14 protein-coding genes are annotated in these 15,058 nt (G+C 66.4%); 7 read left to right on the top strand and 7 right to left on the bottom strand.

Features of this window, described 5'->3' with window-relative positions; all coding sequences use genetic code 11:
- Positions 1 to 279: 279 nt before the first annotated feature.
- The 4 genes from RR42_RS34800 to RR42_RS34785 are packed head-to-tail and all read right to left on the bottom strand — an operon-like array spanning position 280 to position 3,651.
- Entirely contained in the window at positions 280 to 987 is a 708-nt protein-coding gene (locus RR42_RS34800; RefSeq protein WP_043356695.1) for an ABC transporter ATP-binding protein, read from the bottom strand.
- Positions 974 to 1,738, bottom strand: a complete 765-nt coding sequence (locus tag RR42_RS34795; RefSeq protein WP_043356692.1) for an ABC transporter ATP-binding protein — start codon at positions 1,736 to 1,738, stop codon at positions 974 to 976. Before RR42_RS34795 ends, RR42_RS34800 begins: the two co-directional genes overlap by 14 nt.
- Positions 1,731 to 2,777: a branched-chain amino acid ABC transporter permease gene (locus tag RR42_RS34790; RefSeq protein WP_043356690.1), complete on the bottom strand. Its 1,047-nt coding sequence runs from the start codon at positions 2,775 to 2,777 to the stop codon at positions 1,731 to 1,733. Before RR42_RS34790 ends, RR42_RS34795 begins: the two co-directional genes overlap by 8 nt.
- Before the next feature lie 10 nt (positions 2,778 to 2,787).
- Complete coding sequence (locus tag RR42_RS34785; RefSeq protein ID WP_043356688.1) at positions 2,788 to 3,651, bottom strand: branched-chain amino acid ABC transporter permease; 864 nt, start codon at positions 3,649 to 3,651, stop codon at positions 2,788 to 2,790.
- 438 nt (positions 3,652 to 4,089) lie between these two features.
- On the opposite strand from RR42_RS34785, the gene RR42_RS34780 reads away from it, so the two are divergent.
- The 3 genes from RR42_RS34780 (at position 4,090) to RR42_RS34770 (ending at position 7,022) form a co-directional block, all read left to right on the top strand.
- Positions 4,090 to 4,983: an IclR family transcriptional regulator gene (locus RR42_RS34780; protein ID WP_043356686.1), complete on the top strand. Its 894-nt coding sequence runs from the start codon at positions 4,090 to 4,092 to the stop codon at positions 4,981 to 4,983.
- Between the two features lie 106 nt (positions 4,984 to 5,089).
- A complete protein-coding gene (locus RR42_RS34775; RefSeq protein ID WP_043356685.1) occupies positions 5,090 to 5,902 on the top strand; it encodes an SDR family NAD(P)-dependent oxidoreductase in 813 nt (270 codons plus the stop codon).
- A gap of 145 nt (positions 5,903 to 6,047) precedes the next feature.
- Positions 6,048 to 7,022 (top strand): Bug family tripartite tricarboxylate transporter substrate binding protein, encoded by a 975-nt coding sequence (locus tag RR42_RS34770; protein ID WP_043356682.1) that lies wholly within the window; start codon positions 6,048 to 6,050, stop codon positions 7,020 to 7,022.
- Between the two features lie 88 nt (positions 7,023 to 7,110).
- Here the strand turns inward: RR42_RS34770 and RR42_RS34765 are convergent, their stop codons facing one another.
- Positions 7,111 to 8,505 (bottom strand): MFS transporter, encoded by a 1,395-nt coding sequence (locus tag RR42_RS34765; protein WP_052495179.1) that lies wholly within the window; start codon positions 8,503 to 8,505, stop codon positions 7,111 to 7,113.
- 281 nt (positions 8,506 to 8,786) lie between these two features.
- Here RR42_RS34765 and RR42_RS34760 point away from each other — a divergent pair, with 281 nt between their 5' ends.
- Genes RR42_RS34760 through RR42_RS40270 form a run of 4 tightly spaced genes read left to right on the top strand, consistent with a single transcriptional unit; the run spans position 8,787 to position 13,150 of the window.
- Positions 8,787 to 10,307 carry a pyridoxal phosphate-dependent decarboxylase family protein gene (locus tag RR42_RS34760; RefSeq protein WP_052495178.1) on the top strand — a complete coding sequence of 507 codons (1,521 nt, stop codon included), beginning with the start codon at positions 8,787 to 8,789 and terminating at the stop codon, positions 10,305 to 10,307.
- On the top strand, positions 10,304 to 11,581 hold the full coding sequence (locus tag RR42_RS34755) for an ATP-grasp domain-containing protein (protein ID WP_052495177.1): 1,278 nt from the start codon (positions 10,304 to 10,306) through the stop codon (positions 11,579 to 11,581). The genes RR42_RS34760 and RR42_RS34755 overlap by 4 nt, the downstream gene beginning before the upstream one ends.
- Positions 11,559 to 12,995 (top strand): hypothetical protein, encoded by a 1,437-nt coding sequence (locus tag RR42_RS34750; RefSeq protein WP_052495176.1) that lies wholly within the window; start codon positions 11,559 to 11,561, stop codon positions 12,993 to 12,995. Before RR42_RS34755 ends, RR42_RS34750 begins: the two co-directional genes overlap by 23 nt.
- Positions 12,980 to 13,150: a hypothetical protein gene (locus RR42_RS40270; protein WP_158408340.1), complete on the top strand. Its 171-nt coding sequence runs from the start codon at positions 12,980 to 12,982 to the stop codon at positions 13,148 to 13,150. Before RR42_RS34750 ends, RR42_RS40270 begins: the two co-directional genes overlap by 16 nt.
- Positions 13,151 to 13,750: 600 nt before the next feature.
- Here the strand turns inward: RR42_RS40270 and RR42_RS40265 are convergent.
- Both RR42_RS40265 and RR42_RS34740 read right to left on the bottom strand, forming a co-directional pair.
- Positions 13,751 to 13,987, bottom strand: a complete 237-nt coding sequence (locus tag RR42_RS40265; protein ID WP_144410039.1) for a hypothetical protein — start codon at positions 13,985 to 13,987, stop codon at positions 13,751 to 13,753.
- 7 nt (positions 13,988 to 13,994) lie between these two features.
- On the bottom strand, positions 13,995 to 14,834 hold the full coding sequence (locus tag RR42_RS34740) for a tetratricopeptide repeat protein (protein WP_052495175.1): 840 nt from the start codon (positions 14,832 to 14,834) through the stop codon (positions 13,995 to 13,997).
- Positions 14,835 to 15,058: the final 224 nt, after the last annotated feature.

The following is a 15,058-nucleotide window of genomic DNA, read 5'->3' as shown; positions in this document are numbered from 1 at the left end:
CCACTCCCCATGAGGGGAGAGGGAGTAACAGCCGTCGTCATTTCAAGCGGCGTTGGCGCACTCGTCGGCTTCGAGCGATGCTGCTGGTTTGCTCCCCTCTCCCACTTGTGGGAGAGGGGCCGGGGGAGAGGGCGGGCGCTCGTTACGCCTTCGCGGTGGAAAAAAACCATTGGCTTCGCTTCCCGTGGCTCCTAGCCAAACCGCCCCTCTCCCCAACCCTCTCCCCATGAGGGGAGAGGGAGTAACTGCCGTCGTCATTTCAAGCGGCGTTGGCGCGCCTTAGCCACCGATATAAGCGCGGCGAATCCCTTCATCCTTTAGCAACGCGTCGCGGTCGCCTTGCATCACGATGCGGCCGCTCTCGATCACATACGCGCGGTGGGCGATGCCCAGCGCCGCGTAGGCGTTCTGCTCGGCCAGCAGAACCGTGGTGCCCGCGCGGTTGATGCGCTGGATCACCTCGAACATCTGCTTGACCACCAGTGGCGCCAGGCCCAGCGATGGCTCGTCGAGCAGCAGCGTGCGCGGGCGCCCCATCAGCGCGCGGCCGAGCGCCACCATCTGCTGCTGTCCGCCGGACAGCGAGCCGGCCGGATCGTCCTTTTTCTGCCGCAGGATCGGGAACATCTCGAAGACGTCTTCCAGCGAGCGCTTGATGCCGGCGGAGTCGCGGCGGTGCACGTAGGCGCCCAGCGTCAGGTTCTTCTGCACGCTCATGGCGGGGAACAGCTTGCGTCCCTCAGGGCAGTGCACCAGCCCCGCCTGCACGATCTGCGAGGGCTTCATGCCGGCCAGCTCGCGGCCGTCAAAGCGCATGCTGCCGCCGCTGGTGCGGTGGATGCCGCTGAGCGCCATGAAGATCGAGCTCTTGCCGGCCCCGTTGGCGCCCAGCAGCACCACCAGCTCGCCGGCCGCGGCGTTCAGCGTGATGTTGTCGAGCGCGCGAAAGCTCCCGTACGAAAGCGAAACGCGTTCAAGCTGCAACATGGTCGGCTCCCAGATAGGCTTCGATGACCTGCGGGTCTTGCTGGATCTGCGCGGGCGACCCCTCGGCGATCTTCTCGCCGTGGTTAAGCACCATGATCTTGTCGGCCAGCCGCATGATCATGTCCATCTTGTGTTCGATCAGGCAGACCGTCTTGCCGTGGCGGACCATCTTGCGGATCAGTTCGGCCAGGCCCACGGTCTCCTCGGGGTTCACGCCGCCCGCGGGCTCGTCGAGCAGCAGCAGTTCGGCATCGGTGGCCAGCGCCAGCGCAAAGGCCACGCGCTTGCGCTCTTCCTGCGTGATGTCCGCCGCCACTTCATGCGCGAGGTGCGCCAGGCCCACGAAGTCGAGCGCTTCCTCGGCCTTGGCGCGGCACAGCCGTTCTTCCTCGCGCAGCCGGCGCGTATTGAAGATCACGTCGGCCAGCCCCGCTTGCGTGCGCAGCCGGTGGCCCACGATCAGGTTGTCCAGCACGGTGGCGCGGTCGAACAGGTGCGTGGCCTGGAAGGTGCGGGCCACGCCGAGCCGGGCGATCTGGTCGGCGCGCAGGCCGGCCACGTTGCGGCCCTTGAGCAGGATCTGCCCGGAGGTCGGCGCATGGGTGCCGGCGATCAGGTTGAAGAAGGTGGTCTTGCCCGCGCCGTTGGGGCCGATGATGGCGTTGATATGGCCCGTCTCGAAGGTGATCGAGACATCGTGCACGGCGCTCAGGCCGCCGAATTTCCTGGTCAGGTTGCGGATCTCAAGCATGGTCGGCCCCTGCGTTCGCAGCGTTTGCATTCGGGTTGCCGGCGACGGGCGTGCCCGCCGGGTGCGCGCGGCTTGTGCCGCCGCGGCGTGCGGCCGCGGCGCGGCGTGCCTGGCGCTTGGCCCACGAGCCCACGATGCCGTCCGGCACGAAAATGATCAGCAGCACCAGCACCGGCCCGAACACCAGCATGCGGTAGTCCTGCAGGAACTGCAGCGTCTGCGTGACCCACGGCACCAGCACCGCGCCCAGCAGCGGCCCCAGCAGCGTGCCGGTGCCGCCCACCAGCATCGCCATCACCATCTCGAAGGTCAGGTCGGTGCGCGCGATGTCCGGCCCGAGAAAACGCACCTGGCCCGCGTACAGCGCGCCGGCAAAGCCGGCGTAGCCCACCGACAGCACGAACGACAGCACCTTGGTGCGCATCAGGTTGATGCCGAGGGCCTCCGCCAGCGCGTCGCTGTTGCGCACCGCCATGAAGCTGCGGCCCAGCAGCGAAGTGACGATGCGGTGCATCAGGAAGGTGCCTGCCACCAGGAAGAACAGCACGAGGTAGTACTGTGCCTGCACGTTGTCGAACGCGAGCGGGCCCACCGAGGCCGGCACCGGAATGCCGATCAGGCCCACGGTGCCGTGCGTCAGGCTTTCCCACTTCTCGATCAGCAGATAGATGATGTAGCCGATGCACAGCGTGAAGATCGAGAAGTAGTGGCCTTTGAGCCGCAGCGATACCACGCCGACGAAGTAGCCTACCATCATGCACACCACGCCGGACAGCACGAACGCCGCCCAGAACGGCACCTGGTGATCCACCGTGAGAATGCCCAGCGTGTAGGCGCCGATGGCCATGAAGCCGCCGTGCGCCAGGTTGAGCTGGCCCGTATAGCCGGTGATCAGGTTCAGCCCCAGCGTGGCGATGGCGTAGATGAAGGCCAGTGTCATCACCGTCAGGTAGTAGCTGTTGGGCGTGACCAGCGGGAACGCGATGGCCAGCGCCAGCAACAGGGCCCAGCCGGTCTTGCCTTGCAGTGTCTTTGTCATGGTGCGCTCCTTATGCGGCCTTGCCGGCAAACAGGCCTTGGGGCCGGATCGACAGGATGAGCACCAGCAGCGCAAAGGCGATGATGTCCTTGTAGTCCGTCGAGACGTAGAAGCCGCCGAAGCTCTCGGCCATGCCGATGATCAGCCCGCCCACGATGGCGCCGGGAATGCTGCCCATGCCGCCAAGGATGATGATGACGAAGGCCTTGGTGATGACCAGGTTGCCCATGCTCGGGTAGACCAGGTTGATCGGCGCGTAGAGCGTGGCGGCGATGGCGGCGAGCGCGCCGGAGATGGCAAACACCAGCAGCGTGACACGCGTGGCGTCGATGCCAACCAGCGCCGCGCCCTCGCGGTTCTGCGCCATCGCCACGATGGTGGAGCCGGTCACGGTGCGGGTGAGGAACAGGTGCAGCAGCACCATCAGCCCGAAGGCGGCGGCGATGATCAGCAGCCGTTGCGCCGGTGCGCTCAGGCCCATCACTTCCACCATCTGGCCGTAAGGCGTGGGCATGCGATGGAAGTCGGCGCCCCACATTGCCTGCGCGCCGGCTTCGAGGAACAGCATGATGCCGATGGCGGCGATCATGTCGTGCAGCTCCGGCGCGTTGCGCAGCGGATGGAACACCAGCCGGTCGGCCAGCATCGACAGCACCGCCACCGCGATGGCGGCGGCGCCCATCGCCAGCCAGTAGTTCATGCCCAGCGACGTCATCAAGTAGTACGAGACGTAGGCGCCTGCCATGTAGAAGGCGCCATGCGCGAAATTGGGCACGTGCAGGATGCCGTAGACCAGCGTCAGGCCCAACGCCACCAGGCTATATACGCCGCCCAGCGTCAGGCCGTTGAGGACTTGTTGAAGAAACAATGTCACGGGCTTACCTCATGCGACTTTTCGAATCACGAACGAAGGCACGCAAGCCGCGCCGCGGGCTGCGTGGAAATGGCGGCGCCGCGCAGAAAACACTACGAGGGCCACTTGGTCATGCGGGGCGAGAGTCAGCCGCGGGGCGGTGCGGCCTGGTGAGGTGCGTGATGCATGCGTGGTCTCCTGTGCGATGCGGAATGGCCTGCCGTGCAGGCCCCGGGTGCGGTGTCGTCGTGTACCGTGAAGCGCTACGCATGTCTGCGTAGGTATGTTCCAGCACGATCGTTCGTTTTCATTGACTGTTGCATACGGCCTGAGGCACAGTCAAGAAATACGGAATAGTCTTCCGCACAGCGAAATAGCCGGCTTACCTCCGGCCCGCCATCTCCAAAGGCGGCCACAGGTCTGCTTCCCGCACCCAGTAGCCAAGCGTTATCGCCACGTATGAAGCGCACCTCGTCGATCCCGCTCTCGCCTGCCTCCCCAGCTTCCTTGCCCGGCGGCGCGCATGCCGCGGCCGCGCGCGCCGCAGATGCGCCGCACGACGGCAGGGAACCGGACATCGATCGTGACGACCGCAATTTTGTCACCGCGCTGGCGCGTGGGCTGGACCTGCTGCGCGCCTTCGGCCCGCACGACGATTACCTTGGCAATGCGGAACTGGCGCGGCGCGCCGGCATCCCGCGCCCCACGGTTTCACGCCTGACCTACACGCTCACCAGCCTGGGCTACCTGATCTACTCCGCGTCGCTGGAGAAGTACCGGCTCGGCCAGGGCGCGATGGTGCTCGGCCAGCGTTACCTCGCCGGCTCGGGCATCCGCGAGATCGCGCAACCGCTGATGCAGTCATTGGCGTTCGCCACCGATTGCACGGTGGCGCTTGCCACATCGGACCGCCACGAAATGGTGTACCTGGAAGTCTGCCAGCCGCGCGGCGCGCTGGTGATGCGGCTGGCGCCCGGCTCGCGCCTGCCCACCGCCACCTCCGCCATCGGGCGCGCGTGGTTGTCCGGGCTGGCGCCGCAGCGGCGCGCCGCCGTGCTGGCCGACCTGGAGGGCCACTACGGCGCGCGCTGGCCCGCGATCCGCATCAAGCTCGAACGCGCGCTGCGCGACTACGCCAAGCGCGGCTTCTGCCTGGCCCACGCGGAGTGGGACCGCACGGTCAGCGGCGCGGCTGCGCCCGTGGTGCTAGAAGGCGGCGCGGAAGTGCTGGCCATCAATATCGGCGGCGCGGCCACGCGGCTGACGCCGGAAATCCTCGACGGCAATCTCGGCCCGCGCATCCGCGAACTGGCCGAAGTGCTGCAGAGCCGTCTATGGCAGGGGCGCGGATAGCAGCGCCATGCGCGCCATCGATGCCATCGCCACGTATCGCTTTCTCACGGCCCCAGGGCCACACATCTAGCTGGCAATACAGACATAGCAAACAAAGGAGACAAGGATGGAGATTCGCAACAAGACCGTCGTGGTGACGGGTGCCGCCACCGGCATCGGGCGCGCGCTGGCGCTGGCGTTTGCCGCCGGGGGCGCGCGCGGCGTGGCCGTGGCCGACCTGGACGGCAAGGGCGCGCAGGCGGTAGCCGAGGAAGTGGCCAAGGCCAGCCCGGACTGCCAGGTGTTCGCGCAGCAAACCGACGTGGCCGATGCGGCCGCCGTGCAGGCGCTGGCCGATGCGGCCACGCAACGCTTTGGCCAGATCGATGTGTTCTGCTCCAACGCCGGCATCATCCTGCGCAAGGGCCTGGATGCCAGCGCCGAGGAATGGCAGCGCATCTGGGAGATCAACGTCATGGCCCACATCCACGCCTCGCGCGCCGTGCTGCCGCAGATGCTGGCGCGCGGCGATGGCTATTTCGTCAACACCGTATCGGCCGCCGGCCTGCTGTCGCAGATCGGCTCGGCGCCTTACGCCGTGACCAAGCACGCCGCCATCGGCTTCGCCGAGTGGCTGTCGATCACCTACGGCGATCGCGGCATCAAGGTCAGCTGCATCTGCCCGCAGGGCGTGCAGACGCGCATGCTGTTCGGCGAGGATGGCGAGCGCAAGGGCTTCCTGCAGGCCGGCTCGGTCACGCCCGAGCACGTGGCGCAGGTCACGCTGGAAGGCGTGAAGGACGAGCGCTTCCTGATCCTGCCGCATCCCGAAGTGCTCGAGTATTACCAGCGCAAAGGGCAGGATTACGATCGTTGGCTAAAGGGAATGCGCCGGCTGCACGATAAAGTGATGGCGGAGTTCGGCGGCACGGTAGTTTAAGCGTGGCGTGAAACCCCGCGCGACAGTCAGTTGAGTCACCGCTGCCGGCGAACAGGCGCAAGGCTTGGCCCCTTGGCCCCTTGGCGCCGGCAGCATGCAAGATCAGTCCGACACCAGAACAAATCCGATCATCGGGAGACACACCATGCGTTGCAAACCTTTCGCAGCTGCCGTCCTGGCCGCCTGCGCCGCCTTCGCCGTGCCCTCGGCCCATGCCGACACCTATCCTTCCAAGCCCATCCGGATGGTGGTGGGCTTTCCCAGCGGCGGCGCGCCTGACATCCTGGCGCGCATCTTCTCCGAAAAAATCTCACCCTCGTGGGGCCAGCCCGTGGTGGTGGACAACAAGCCCGGCGCAGGCGGCAACATTGGCGCCGAGGCCGTCGCGCATGCCGCGCCGGATGGCTACACGCTGGCGCTGGGCACGGTCGGCACGCACTCCATCAACGGCGCGCTTTACAGCAAGATGCCGTACGACATGGTCAAGGATTTCACCCCGGTGATCCTGGTCGCCACCACGCCCAACGTGCTGGTGGTCAACCCTTCAGTGCCGGCCAGGAACGTGGCGGAGCTGATCGCGCTGGCCAAGGCCAAGCCGGGCGCCCTGACGTTCGGCACGCCGGGCATCGGCACCTCGCCGCACGTGGCGGGCGAGATGTTCAACGCCCTGGCCGGGGTCAAGCTCACCCACGTGCCCTACAAGGGCCGCGCCATGGCCATTCCCGATCTTCTCGGCGGCCATATCAGCATGATGTTCGACAACCTGCCGTCGGCGCTGCCGGTGATCAAGGAGGGTAAGGTACGGGCCCTTGGCGTGACCAGCGCGAAACGCTCGCATTCGGCGCCGGATATTCCCACGCTGGCAGAGCAGGGGCTGCCCGGGTTTGATGCGGACTCGTGGTTTGCGATCTTTGCACCGGCGAATACGCCCAAGGAAGTGATCGCCAGGCTCAACACCGAGCTTAACCGGATTTACCAGCTTCCCGATGTGCAAGCCAAGCTCAAGACCCTGGGGCTGGATCCTGTTCTTGGTACGCCGGAAAAGTTGGCGGGCTATCAGAAGGTTGAGATTGCCAAGTGGGCGAAGGTGGTGAGGGATTCGGGGGCCAAGGCGGAGTAAAGGTGTTGGCTTTTGGGGGCAGGAGCCGTACGACGTTGCGCTGGCGTGTCGTATGGCCCTTGGGCTCAAAAACCACCACCAACAAAAATCACAAATCCGCCTCAGCCGCCACCCCCACCTGCACCGCCGGCCCACTCCCGCTGCGCAACCGGCTAAAGCTAACCAGGGCCCCGACCAGCGCCACCCCCGCGGCAACAAAAAGCGCCACCCGGGCCGCCTCGCTGGCATCAACACTAAACAACAAGGCCACCACTGCAGTCCCGGTAGTCTGCCCCAGCAACCGCGTTGTAGCCTGCGCCCCGCTAGCGCCGCCACTGCGCGCCGGCGGCGTGGCGCCGATCATCGCGCGGTTGTTCGGCGACTGGAATAGCCCGAATCCCAATCCGCACATGGCCATGCGCCAGCACACGGCAAAGCTGGACGCTTCCGGCCCAAGCATCGCCAGGCCGATCAGCCCCGTCCCAAGCAAGGCCAGCCCGATGCCGGCGAGGATGCTGGCGGGGTAGCGATCTGACAGGCGTCCCGAGATTGGCGCCATGATGGCCACCATCAGCGGCCACGGCGTGATCAGCAGCCCGGTCTCGTGCAGCGTGCGGCCAAGCTGGTATTCGAGGTAGAAGGGCAGCGCCACGAAGGCCAGCATCTGCGCCATGAACGAGCAGAAGGAAGTGCCCACCGCCAGCGTGAAGGCGCGGCTGGCGAACAGGTCCACCGGCACCAGCGGCGCATGCTTGCCGCGCTGCATGCGCACCAGGCACCATCCCAGCAACGCTGCCACTACCAGGCCTGCGGCGGCGGCGGGGCGCCATTGCGCGTGGCCCGCGCCGTCTACGCCCAGGATGAACAAGGCAAAGACCACGGCCGAGAGCAGCGCGCTGCGATAATCGAAGCTGCGCGGCTGGGGCGGCGTCGCCGGCAGCGCGGTGCGGGCCAGCGCCAGGGCAAAGATTGCCACCGGCACGTTGATGGCGAACAGCCACGGCCAGCTCGCCACCGACAGGATCAGCGCGCCCACGGAGGGCCCCACGGCAATGGTGATGCCCACCACCAGCGCGTTCAGCCCGATGCCCCGGCCCAGCTTGGTGGGCGGATAGATAAAGCGCACCAGCGCCGTGTTCACGCTCATGATGCCGGCGCCGCCGATGCCCTGCAGCACCCGCGCGGCCACCAGCACCGGCAGGTTGGGCGACAGCGCGCACAACAGCGAGCCCGCCAGGAAGATCGCCAGGCCGCCGCGGTACACACGCTTGTAGCCAAGGATGTCGCCCAACGAGGACAGCGGCAGCAGGCACACCGTGACGGTGAGCTGGTAGGCGTTGACCACCCAGATGGTGCTGGACGGGTCCGCCGCCAGCTCGCGCGAGATCGAGGGCAGTGCGATGTTGGCGATCGAGCCGTCGAGCACGGCCATGATCAGGCCGCAAAACACGGTGAGGATGGCCCAGGAGCGTTGGGGATAGGGTAGGCCTTGGTGTGGCTGCATGAGGGAGGGCGGCGGCTGAAGGAGTGGCGCGAGCAATGCTTGAGATGCTTGACGACACAATTATCGTCTCGCGGAGCGGCGCTCGCAAATGATTGGAATGTGGTAAGGCAGCGCCGGCAGTGTTGTTTTTCGGTCGCAGAGAAATAGGGCGGAAAACCCGCCGTACTCCACCAAATGCCTGGCTGGCCCAGCGCTATGATCCCCGGCACGATGTCCCGGAAACCAGGTCGCGAACAGCACCTCCCATGGGGACGCAGCGTTTTTCCGGACCGCCATTAGCCATGTCAACACCAACCACCCAGGGCAGCTGGCAGCCAGTCCCCACCAGTCTCGATCCTGTCGACTGGAGCGCGCTGAGGGCGCAGGGGCACAGCATGCTCGACGATATGCTGGACCACCTCCAGGGCATCCGTGCCCGCCCGGTCTGGCAGCCGATCCCCGATGCGGTGCGCGCCAGTTTCCGCGAGCCGTTGCCCCGTGAGGGCAGCGGGCTGGACCAGGTGCATGAGGCCTTCATGGACAGCATCCTGCCTTTTGCCGTGGGCAACGCGCATCCCGGCTTCATGGGCTGGGTGCACGGCGGCGGCACGCCGGTCGGGATGCTGGCGGAAATGCTGGCGGCCGGGCTCAATGCCAACCTGGGTGGGCGCGACCATATCCCGGTGGAGGTGGAGTGGCAGGTGCTGCGCTGGGTGATCGAGCTGTTTGGTTTTCCCGAGGATGCCAGCGGCCTGTTCCTGACCGGCTCCTCCATGGCCAACCTGTCCGGCGTGCTGGTCGCCCGGACCCGGGCGCTCGGGTCCGGCGTGCGGTCAACCGGCATGGCGAAGGCTTCGCGGCGCCTGACGGCCTACACCTCCACCCGGGCGCATGGCTGCATTGCCCAAGGCATGGACCTGGCCGGCCTCGGCAAAGACAATCTGCGCGCGATCCCCGTTGACGAGATGGGGCGCATGGATATGGCGTGCCTTGCCGCCGCCATCGCTGTGGACCGCGCTGCCGGCTTCCAGCCGTTTCTCGTGGTGGGCACCGCCGGCACCGTGGATACGGGCGCCATCGACGACCTTGCCGAGATTGCGTGCATTGCCCGCCGGGAGCAACTGCATTTTCACGTCGACGGTGCCTTTGGCGCGCTGGCCATGCTGTGCCCCCAACTGGCGCCGCGCCTGCGCGGCATCGAGCAGGCGGACTCGATCGCCTTCGACTTTCACAAGTGGCTGCAGGTCCCCTATGACGCCGGCTTCTTTGTGGTCCGCGACCGGCAATTGCACCTGCGCACCTTTGCCACGCACGAGGGCACGTACCTCAGCCGCGGCGAGCGCGGCATGGCGGCCGGCTCCCCCTGGCCCTGCGATTTCGGGCCGGACCTGTCGCGCGGCTTCCGTGCGCTGAAGACCTGGTTCACGATCAAGGTCTACGGCACCGAGCGGCTTGGCGGCATGATCGCCCACACCTGCACCCTGGCGCAGGGGCTCGCGCGGCGTATCGAGTCCGAGCCGGAGCTGGAGCTGCTGGCGCCGGTATCGCTCAACATCGTTTGCTTCCGTTTCATCGGTGCCGATGCGAACGGCGCCATCGAACAGGTCAACCGCGATCTTGTTGTCGCCCTGCAGGAATCCGGCCTCTGCGCGCCGTCGTCGACCGTGCTCGACGGCCGCTTTGCGATCCGGGTTGCGCTCTTCAATCATCGCAGCGCGCAGCAGGATATCGATGTCCTGCTGAACGCCACCCTCGCGCTTGGCCGGTCGCTGAGCGCCATGTCACCCGTACCCGTTCCCGAAGCCAGCGGCCTACCACAATGAACGCAATCCTTGATTCCGCCAACATGACGCCGGCCCCTGACACCCTGATCGGACTGCGCCACCTGCTGCGGGCGGCCCATCAGAACGAGGACCTGCGCCCGCTCGGCGCCGAGCTGATCAACCATCTGCAGTCGCGGCCGGACGATGCCAATGCGCTGATGGATCTCTCGCTGGTCCTGCAGCTCATCGGCGATCACGCGCTGGCTATGACCATGCAGGCCGAGGCGCTGCAGGCACGCCAGCTCTATCACTTGCCGACCCTGCGCAATGGCGAAGCCCGCCTGCGCGTGCTGGCCATCATGGTGTCGGGCGACCTGATGGCCAACACGCCGCTGGAGTGCTTGCTGGGCAACTCCGACGTGGCGCTCGATGCGCTCTACGTCACGCCGGAGAACCCGTTGCCGCAGGCCGTGCCGGAGCACGACGTGCTGTTCATCGCCGTGGGCGAATCCGACCGTACCCAGCCCGTGCTGGAGCATCTGCGCGCGCTCGCGGCAATCTGGCCGCGCCCGGTGCTGAACCAGCCGGATCGCCTGCAACAGCTCTCGCGGGACCGGGCGGCGGCGTTGCTGGCTTCGGCGCCGGGCGTGTGCATGCCGCCGACGCTGCGCGTGGATCGCCAGGTACTGGCCAGCATCGCCAGCGGGCAGGCAGCGATTTCGTCGGTGCTGGGCGAGGGCGCTTTCCCGATCATTGTCAGGCCGCTTGGTTCGCATGCCGGCAAGGGCCTGGAGAAGATCGGCGACGCGGCCGAACTCGCCGGCTACCTGGCGCAGACGGACGAGCCGGCTTTCTACGTCTCTTACTTCATCGATTACCGCAACGATGACGGCCAGTTCCGCAAGTACCGGCTGGTGCTGATCGAAGGGCGCGCGTATGTGTGCCACGTGGGTATCTCCGAGCACTGGATGATCCACTATCTCAATGCCGGCATGGCAGAGAGCGCGGCCAAGCGGGATGAAGAGGCGGCCATCATGCGCGACTTCGACGGCACCTTCGCGCTGCGCCACAAGGATGCCCTCGCGCTGATCCAGGAGCGGCTGGGCCTGGATTACGTGGGCCTGGATTGCGCCGAGACGCCGGACGGGGCGTTGCTGGTGTTCGAGGCCGATACGGCGATGGTGGTGCACGATATCGATCCGGTTGACCTCTTCCCGTACAAGCAGCCGCAGATGCACAAGATCTTCGCGGCGTTCCGGACCATGCTGATCAACGCCAGCCAGGCGCATGCCGACCGCGTGGACGCTCACGATGCCGCTGCCATCGACGGCTGACCTGCTGGTCAGCGGCGGGGACCACCGCATCGCGCTGGATCCGGCGACCGGCCGTAACAAGTACGGTTGCCAGCCGCTCGCCGCAACGGGGCTGGTCCCCTTTGGCTCCTCCACGTCCTCGGGCATCTCTCCCGCCGCGTTCGCCGAGGTGGACGCGCTGCGCAACCGGCTTGCCGCGGCGCTGCCGCACCAGAGCGCGGCCGAACTGTATCGCCGCGAGCTGGACCGGCTGCGCGGCGAGCTGCTGGCGCTGTGCGGCATAGGCGATGCGCTTGGCACCGGGCTTGTCTTCTCGGCTTCCGGCACCGATGTGCACCTGCTCGCGGCGCGCGTTGCCGCGCGGGTGGCGGCCAATGGGGCCGGCAGTGATGCGGGAGATGCGGGCATTCGGGGCGTTCGGGGCCGGCCGCTGGTGATCCTGGCCGGCGAGGCCGAGAGCGGCAGCGGTGTGGCCGCTGCGCTCGCCGCTCGCCACTTCAGCACGTACAACGCACTGGGCCGTACCACCATCCCTGGCGAGTCGCTGAGCCAGGCCTGCGCCAGCGACATCCTTGATGTGCCGATCCGCAATGCGGACGGCAGCTTGCGGGATGCGAGCGTGGTCGATGCGCAAATCGAAGCGCTCGTCAGCCAGGCCGTGCAAGACGCACGCCAGGTGCTGCTGGTGCTGATCGACGTATCCAAGACCGGATGCATCGCGCCGAGCATTGCGTGCGTGACCGCGCTGCATCGCCGCTGGCCCTCGGCGGTGCAGGTCCTGGTCGACGCCTGCCAGTTCCGCATTGAGCCGGGTACGCTCCGAGCCTACCTGCGCAACGGCTGCATGGTGGCGCTGACCGGCTCCAAGTTCGTGACCGGGCCTTCGTTCTCCGGCGCCTTGCTGCTGCCAGCGGCAATTGGCAAGACACTGCGCGAGCGCGGCGTCCCGGCGGAGCTGCGCCTGTACTCCGCGCGCGAGGAATGGCCGCAAGGCTGGGCAAGCACGCAAGCGCTCGGCAGCTTTGCGAACTTTGGCTTGCTGCTGCGCTGGCAGGCTGCGATCCACGAGCTGCGCGAATTCCTCGCGGTGCCGCCCGGGCAAGCCGCTGGCATTGCGCGGCGCTTTGCCAGCGCCATCCAGCAAAGGCTGGGCCGCGATCCCGCCTTTGCCGCGCTGGCGGTGCCGGCGCTGGACCGCACCGCGCTGAACACGCCATCCCACTGGGACGAGATCCAGACCATTCATCCCTTCCTGCTTTACCGTTGCCAGCCGGGGGTGGCAGGGCCGCGCTCAGCCGGGAGGAGACGGCCGCCATCTTTCGCCGGGTCCAGGCGCCGGGGAGCGCCGACGCCGGCGTGGCCTACCAGCTTGGCCAGCCCGTGGACTGCGGCCACAGGGCCGGTGTCCCGGTCAGCGCCTTGCGGCTGTGCCTGAGCGCCAGGCTGGTAGTCCAGGCAGCGCGGGACCTGGATCAGGAGCGGCACCTCATTGGCCAGGCCCTGGCATGCCTGGACATGGTTTGCGCGCTGGTGCACACCCCCACGCGCGACGTCGGTGTCGCGCCGGTGCTGGATACCGCCTTTTCATAACTACATTCGCGTTTCCTCGCGGACCTGCGCGAAGTGCGTGCTCTCGCTACGTTCTTGTTGCGTGTCATTGCTCGTTTTGCCAGCAGGCGGCGCGCGGAACGGCCGGCCGGGGTAATGCTTTTTCGCATGAATGCTCCCAATCTGATGCGAAGTGAAGCGCAATAAGTGATCATCGATGGATGACCGGCTGATATGCGACAGTGAGCTTGGGGCAATGACAACGAGCTTCAGGCCCGGAAAAAAAGCGCCAAATCGATGCCTTACGGCCGCTGGCGCATGGCTAGTCGGCCATTCTTTTTTCACCCGTGAGAAGATCCTCGGACCCAACGAAAGCGATGCTCGGCGCAAAGGCGATGGGGTAGGCGTCTCCCACAAATTGTGCGTAGGTGGCGAAATAGTAGTAGACGGTCTCGCACCTCTGTACGCGGATATCCTGCGTTAGCAAGTGGATTGGTGCACGCCAGGTCTTTGGGGACGCTTTGCAGTCGCCCCTATTTCCGGAGTCAGTGACTGCCATGCTCTCCGCCTTCGCCACCGCCTCGCCAAGCTGAGACCGGATCATGGATTCGGGCGTCAAAGCGCAGCCGGAACTGAGTGCAATCAAGGATAGCGATAGCGATAGCGGAAGCAGGTACATTTTTTTTGGGTAAGAGTGACAGGCGCCAAAGGCCGGCCGGCAATGGCACAGTGCAGCCGTTCATCAACGCGATTGAACGGATAATCAGCAGTGCGAGCGAGCCGGAGCCGCAGGCAGGCCTCGGGGGTGAACCCGTTGAACTTGCCAAGACGTTGATGCAGAAACCATTCGACAATGGTCGATGGTTTGCCACGGCTCATCCACTGCTCATGGCATCGTGGTCGTGAGGTCTTGTCCCACCCTCCACTGGCGCGCCAGCCGCTCGGACTCGGCCCGCTGTTTGGCGGTCAGTTCCGCGGCCATTCCGGTGCGCAGCGCCATGTCCTCCGAACCCGGCTCGGCTTCGCGGGTCGACAGCAGCACCCAGGCGTAGGCCAGCACCATGTTGCGCGCCACGCCCAAGCCATTCTCGTAGGCTGCTGCCAGGTTGTTCTGGCCGGTGGGGTGGCCTTGCATGGCGGACTTGCGCAGCCAATGCACGCCTTCGCGCTTGTTGCTCAGGACCATGCCTTCGCCTTTGATCAACATGCCGCCCAGGTTCGCCTGCGCGTCCGCAAGGCCCTGCACGGCCGCCTTGCGCAGCCAAATGACCGCATCGCGGTCATCCACCGGCCCGCCTTCTCCGAAGTGGTACTGGAGCGCCAGGTTGTACTGGGCCGGCCCGTACCCTTGCTCGGCCGCCAGGCGGAACCAGCGCCTCGCCTGCGCGTAGTCCTTGGGCACGCCATTGCCCGTCGAGTAGAGACTACCAAGCTCATTGCGCGAAATCGCGTCGCCCTGCTCGGCGGCCTTGCGCAGCCAAGCCGCGCCCGCCTGCATGTCCTCCCTGACGCAGGCGCCGCGGACATAGGCAATGCCCAGACGGCCCTGGGCCCCGGCCACGCCAGCTTTGGCGCGCGCTTGCAAGGTGGTGGCGGCGGGCTCGCACTTGCCACTGATCATCGCCGCGTACAGGTCCTCGGCCTCGCCAGCCCAGGCGCTGCCCGTGGCCATGGAAATGGCGGCGAGTCCGAGCGTCAAGGCACGGCGCGTTTCGTTGTGCTTCATTTCGCTTCTCGGTAAGACAGGGCGCCAGCTTACTGGTGGCGTGTCGTCAAGGGAATAGGACAAGTCCTAAAATGCAAGCGTCGGGCGCAACCGATCCCTTCGAGCGGTATCGCCAAATCCCGGATCATATGGCGCATATCGATGCCATCCTCGATGGATGTCGCGCCGGCTAATTGGATCAATGCGAGAGAGGTTACGGTGATGATGGAACTCGCCGCCTAAGC

Origin of the sequence: Cupriavidus basilensis (genome assembly GCF_000832305.1) — a bacterium.
GTDB classification, from domain to species: domain Bacteria; phylum Pseudomonadota; class Gammaproteobacteria; order Burkholderiales; family Burkholderiaceae; genus Cupriavidus; species Cupriavidus basilensis_F.
The sequence above is the reverse complement of the archived record's forward strand: the minus strand, read 5'-3'. Positions and strand labels throughout refer to the sequence as shown.

What these genes read in the sequence shown, in the direction of transcription:
- RR42_RS34780 (WP_043356686.1), top strand. Translation starts at nt 4,090, where the DNA reads ATGAAGCGCACCTCGTCGATCCCGCTCTCGCCTGCCTCCCCAGCTTCC.
- RR42_RS34755 (WP_052495177.1), top strand. Translation starts at nt 10,304, where the DNA reads ATGAACGCAATCCTTGATTCCGCCAACATGACGCCGGCCCCTGACACC.
- RR42_RS34740 (WP_052495175.1), bottom strand. Translation starts at nt 14,834, where the DNA reads ATGAAGCACAACGAAACGCGCCGTGCCTTGACGCTCGGACTCGCCGCC.
- RR42_RS34775 (WP_043356685.1), top strand. Translation starts at nt 5,090, where the DNA reads ATGGAGATTCGCAACAAGACCGTCGTGGTGACGGGTGCCGCCACCGGC.
- RR42_RS40265 (WP_144410039.1), bottom strand. Translation starts at nt 13,987, where the DNA reads ATGAGCCGTGGCAAACCATCGACCATTGTCGAATGGTTTCTGCATCAA.
- RR42_RS34790 (WP_043356690.1), bottom strand. Translation starts at nt 2,777, where the DNA reads ATGACAAAGACACTGCAAGGCAAGACCGGCTGGGCCCTGTTGCTGGCG.
- RR42_RS34770 (WP_043356682.1), top strand. Translation starts at nt 6,048, where the DNA reads ATGCGTTGCAAACCTTTCGCAGCTGCCGTCCTGGCCGCCTGCGCCGCC.
- RR42_RS34800 (WP_043356695.1), bottom strand. Translation starts at nt 987, where the DNA reads ATGTTGCAGCTTGAACGCGTTTCGCTTTCGTACGGGAGCTTTCGCGCG.
- RR42_RS34795 (WP_043356692.1), bottom strand. Translation starts at nt 1,738, where the DNA reads ATGCTTGAGATCCGCAACCTGACCAGGAAATTCGGCGGCCTGAGCGCC.
- RR42_RS34765 (WP_052495179.1), bottom strand. Translation starts at nt 8,505, where the DNA reads ATGCAGCCACACCAAGGCCTACCCTATCCCCAACGCTCCTGGGCCATC.
- RR42_RS34750 (WP_052495176.1), top strand. Translation starts at nt 11,559, where the DNA reads ATGCCGCTGCCATCGACGGCTGACCTGCTGGTCAGCGGCGGGGACCAC.
- RR42_RS34760 (WP_052495178.1), top strand. Translation starts at nt 8,787, where the DNA reads ATGTCAACACCAACCACCCAGGGCAGCTGGCAGCCAGTCCCCACCAGT.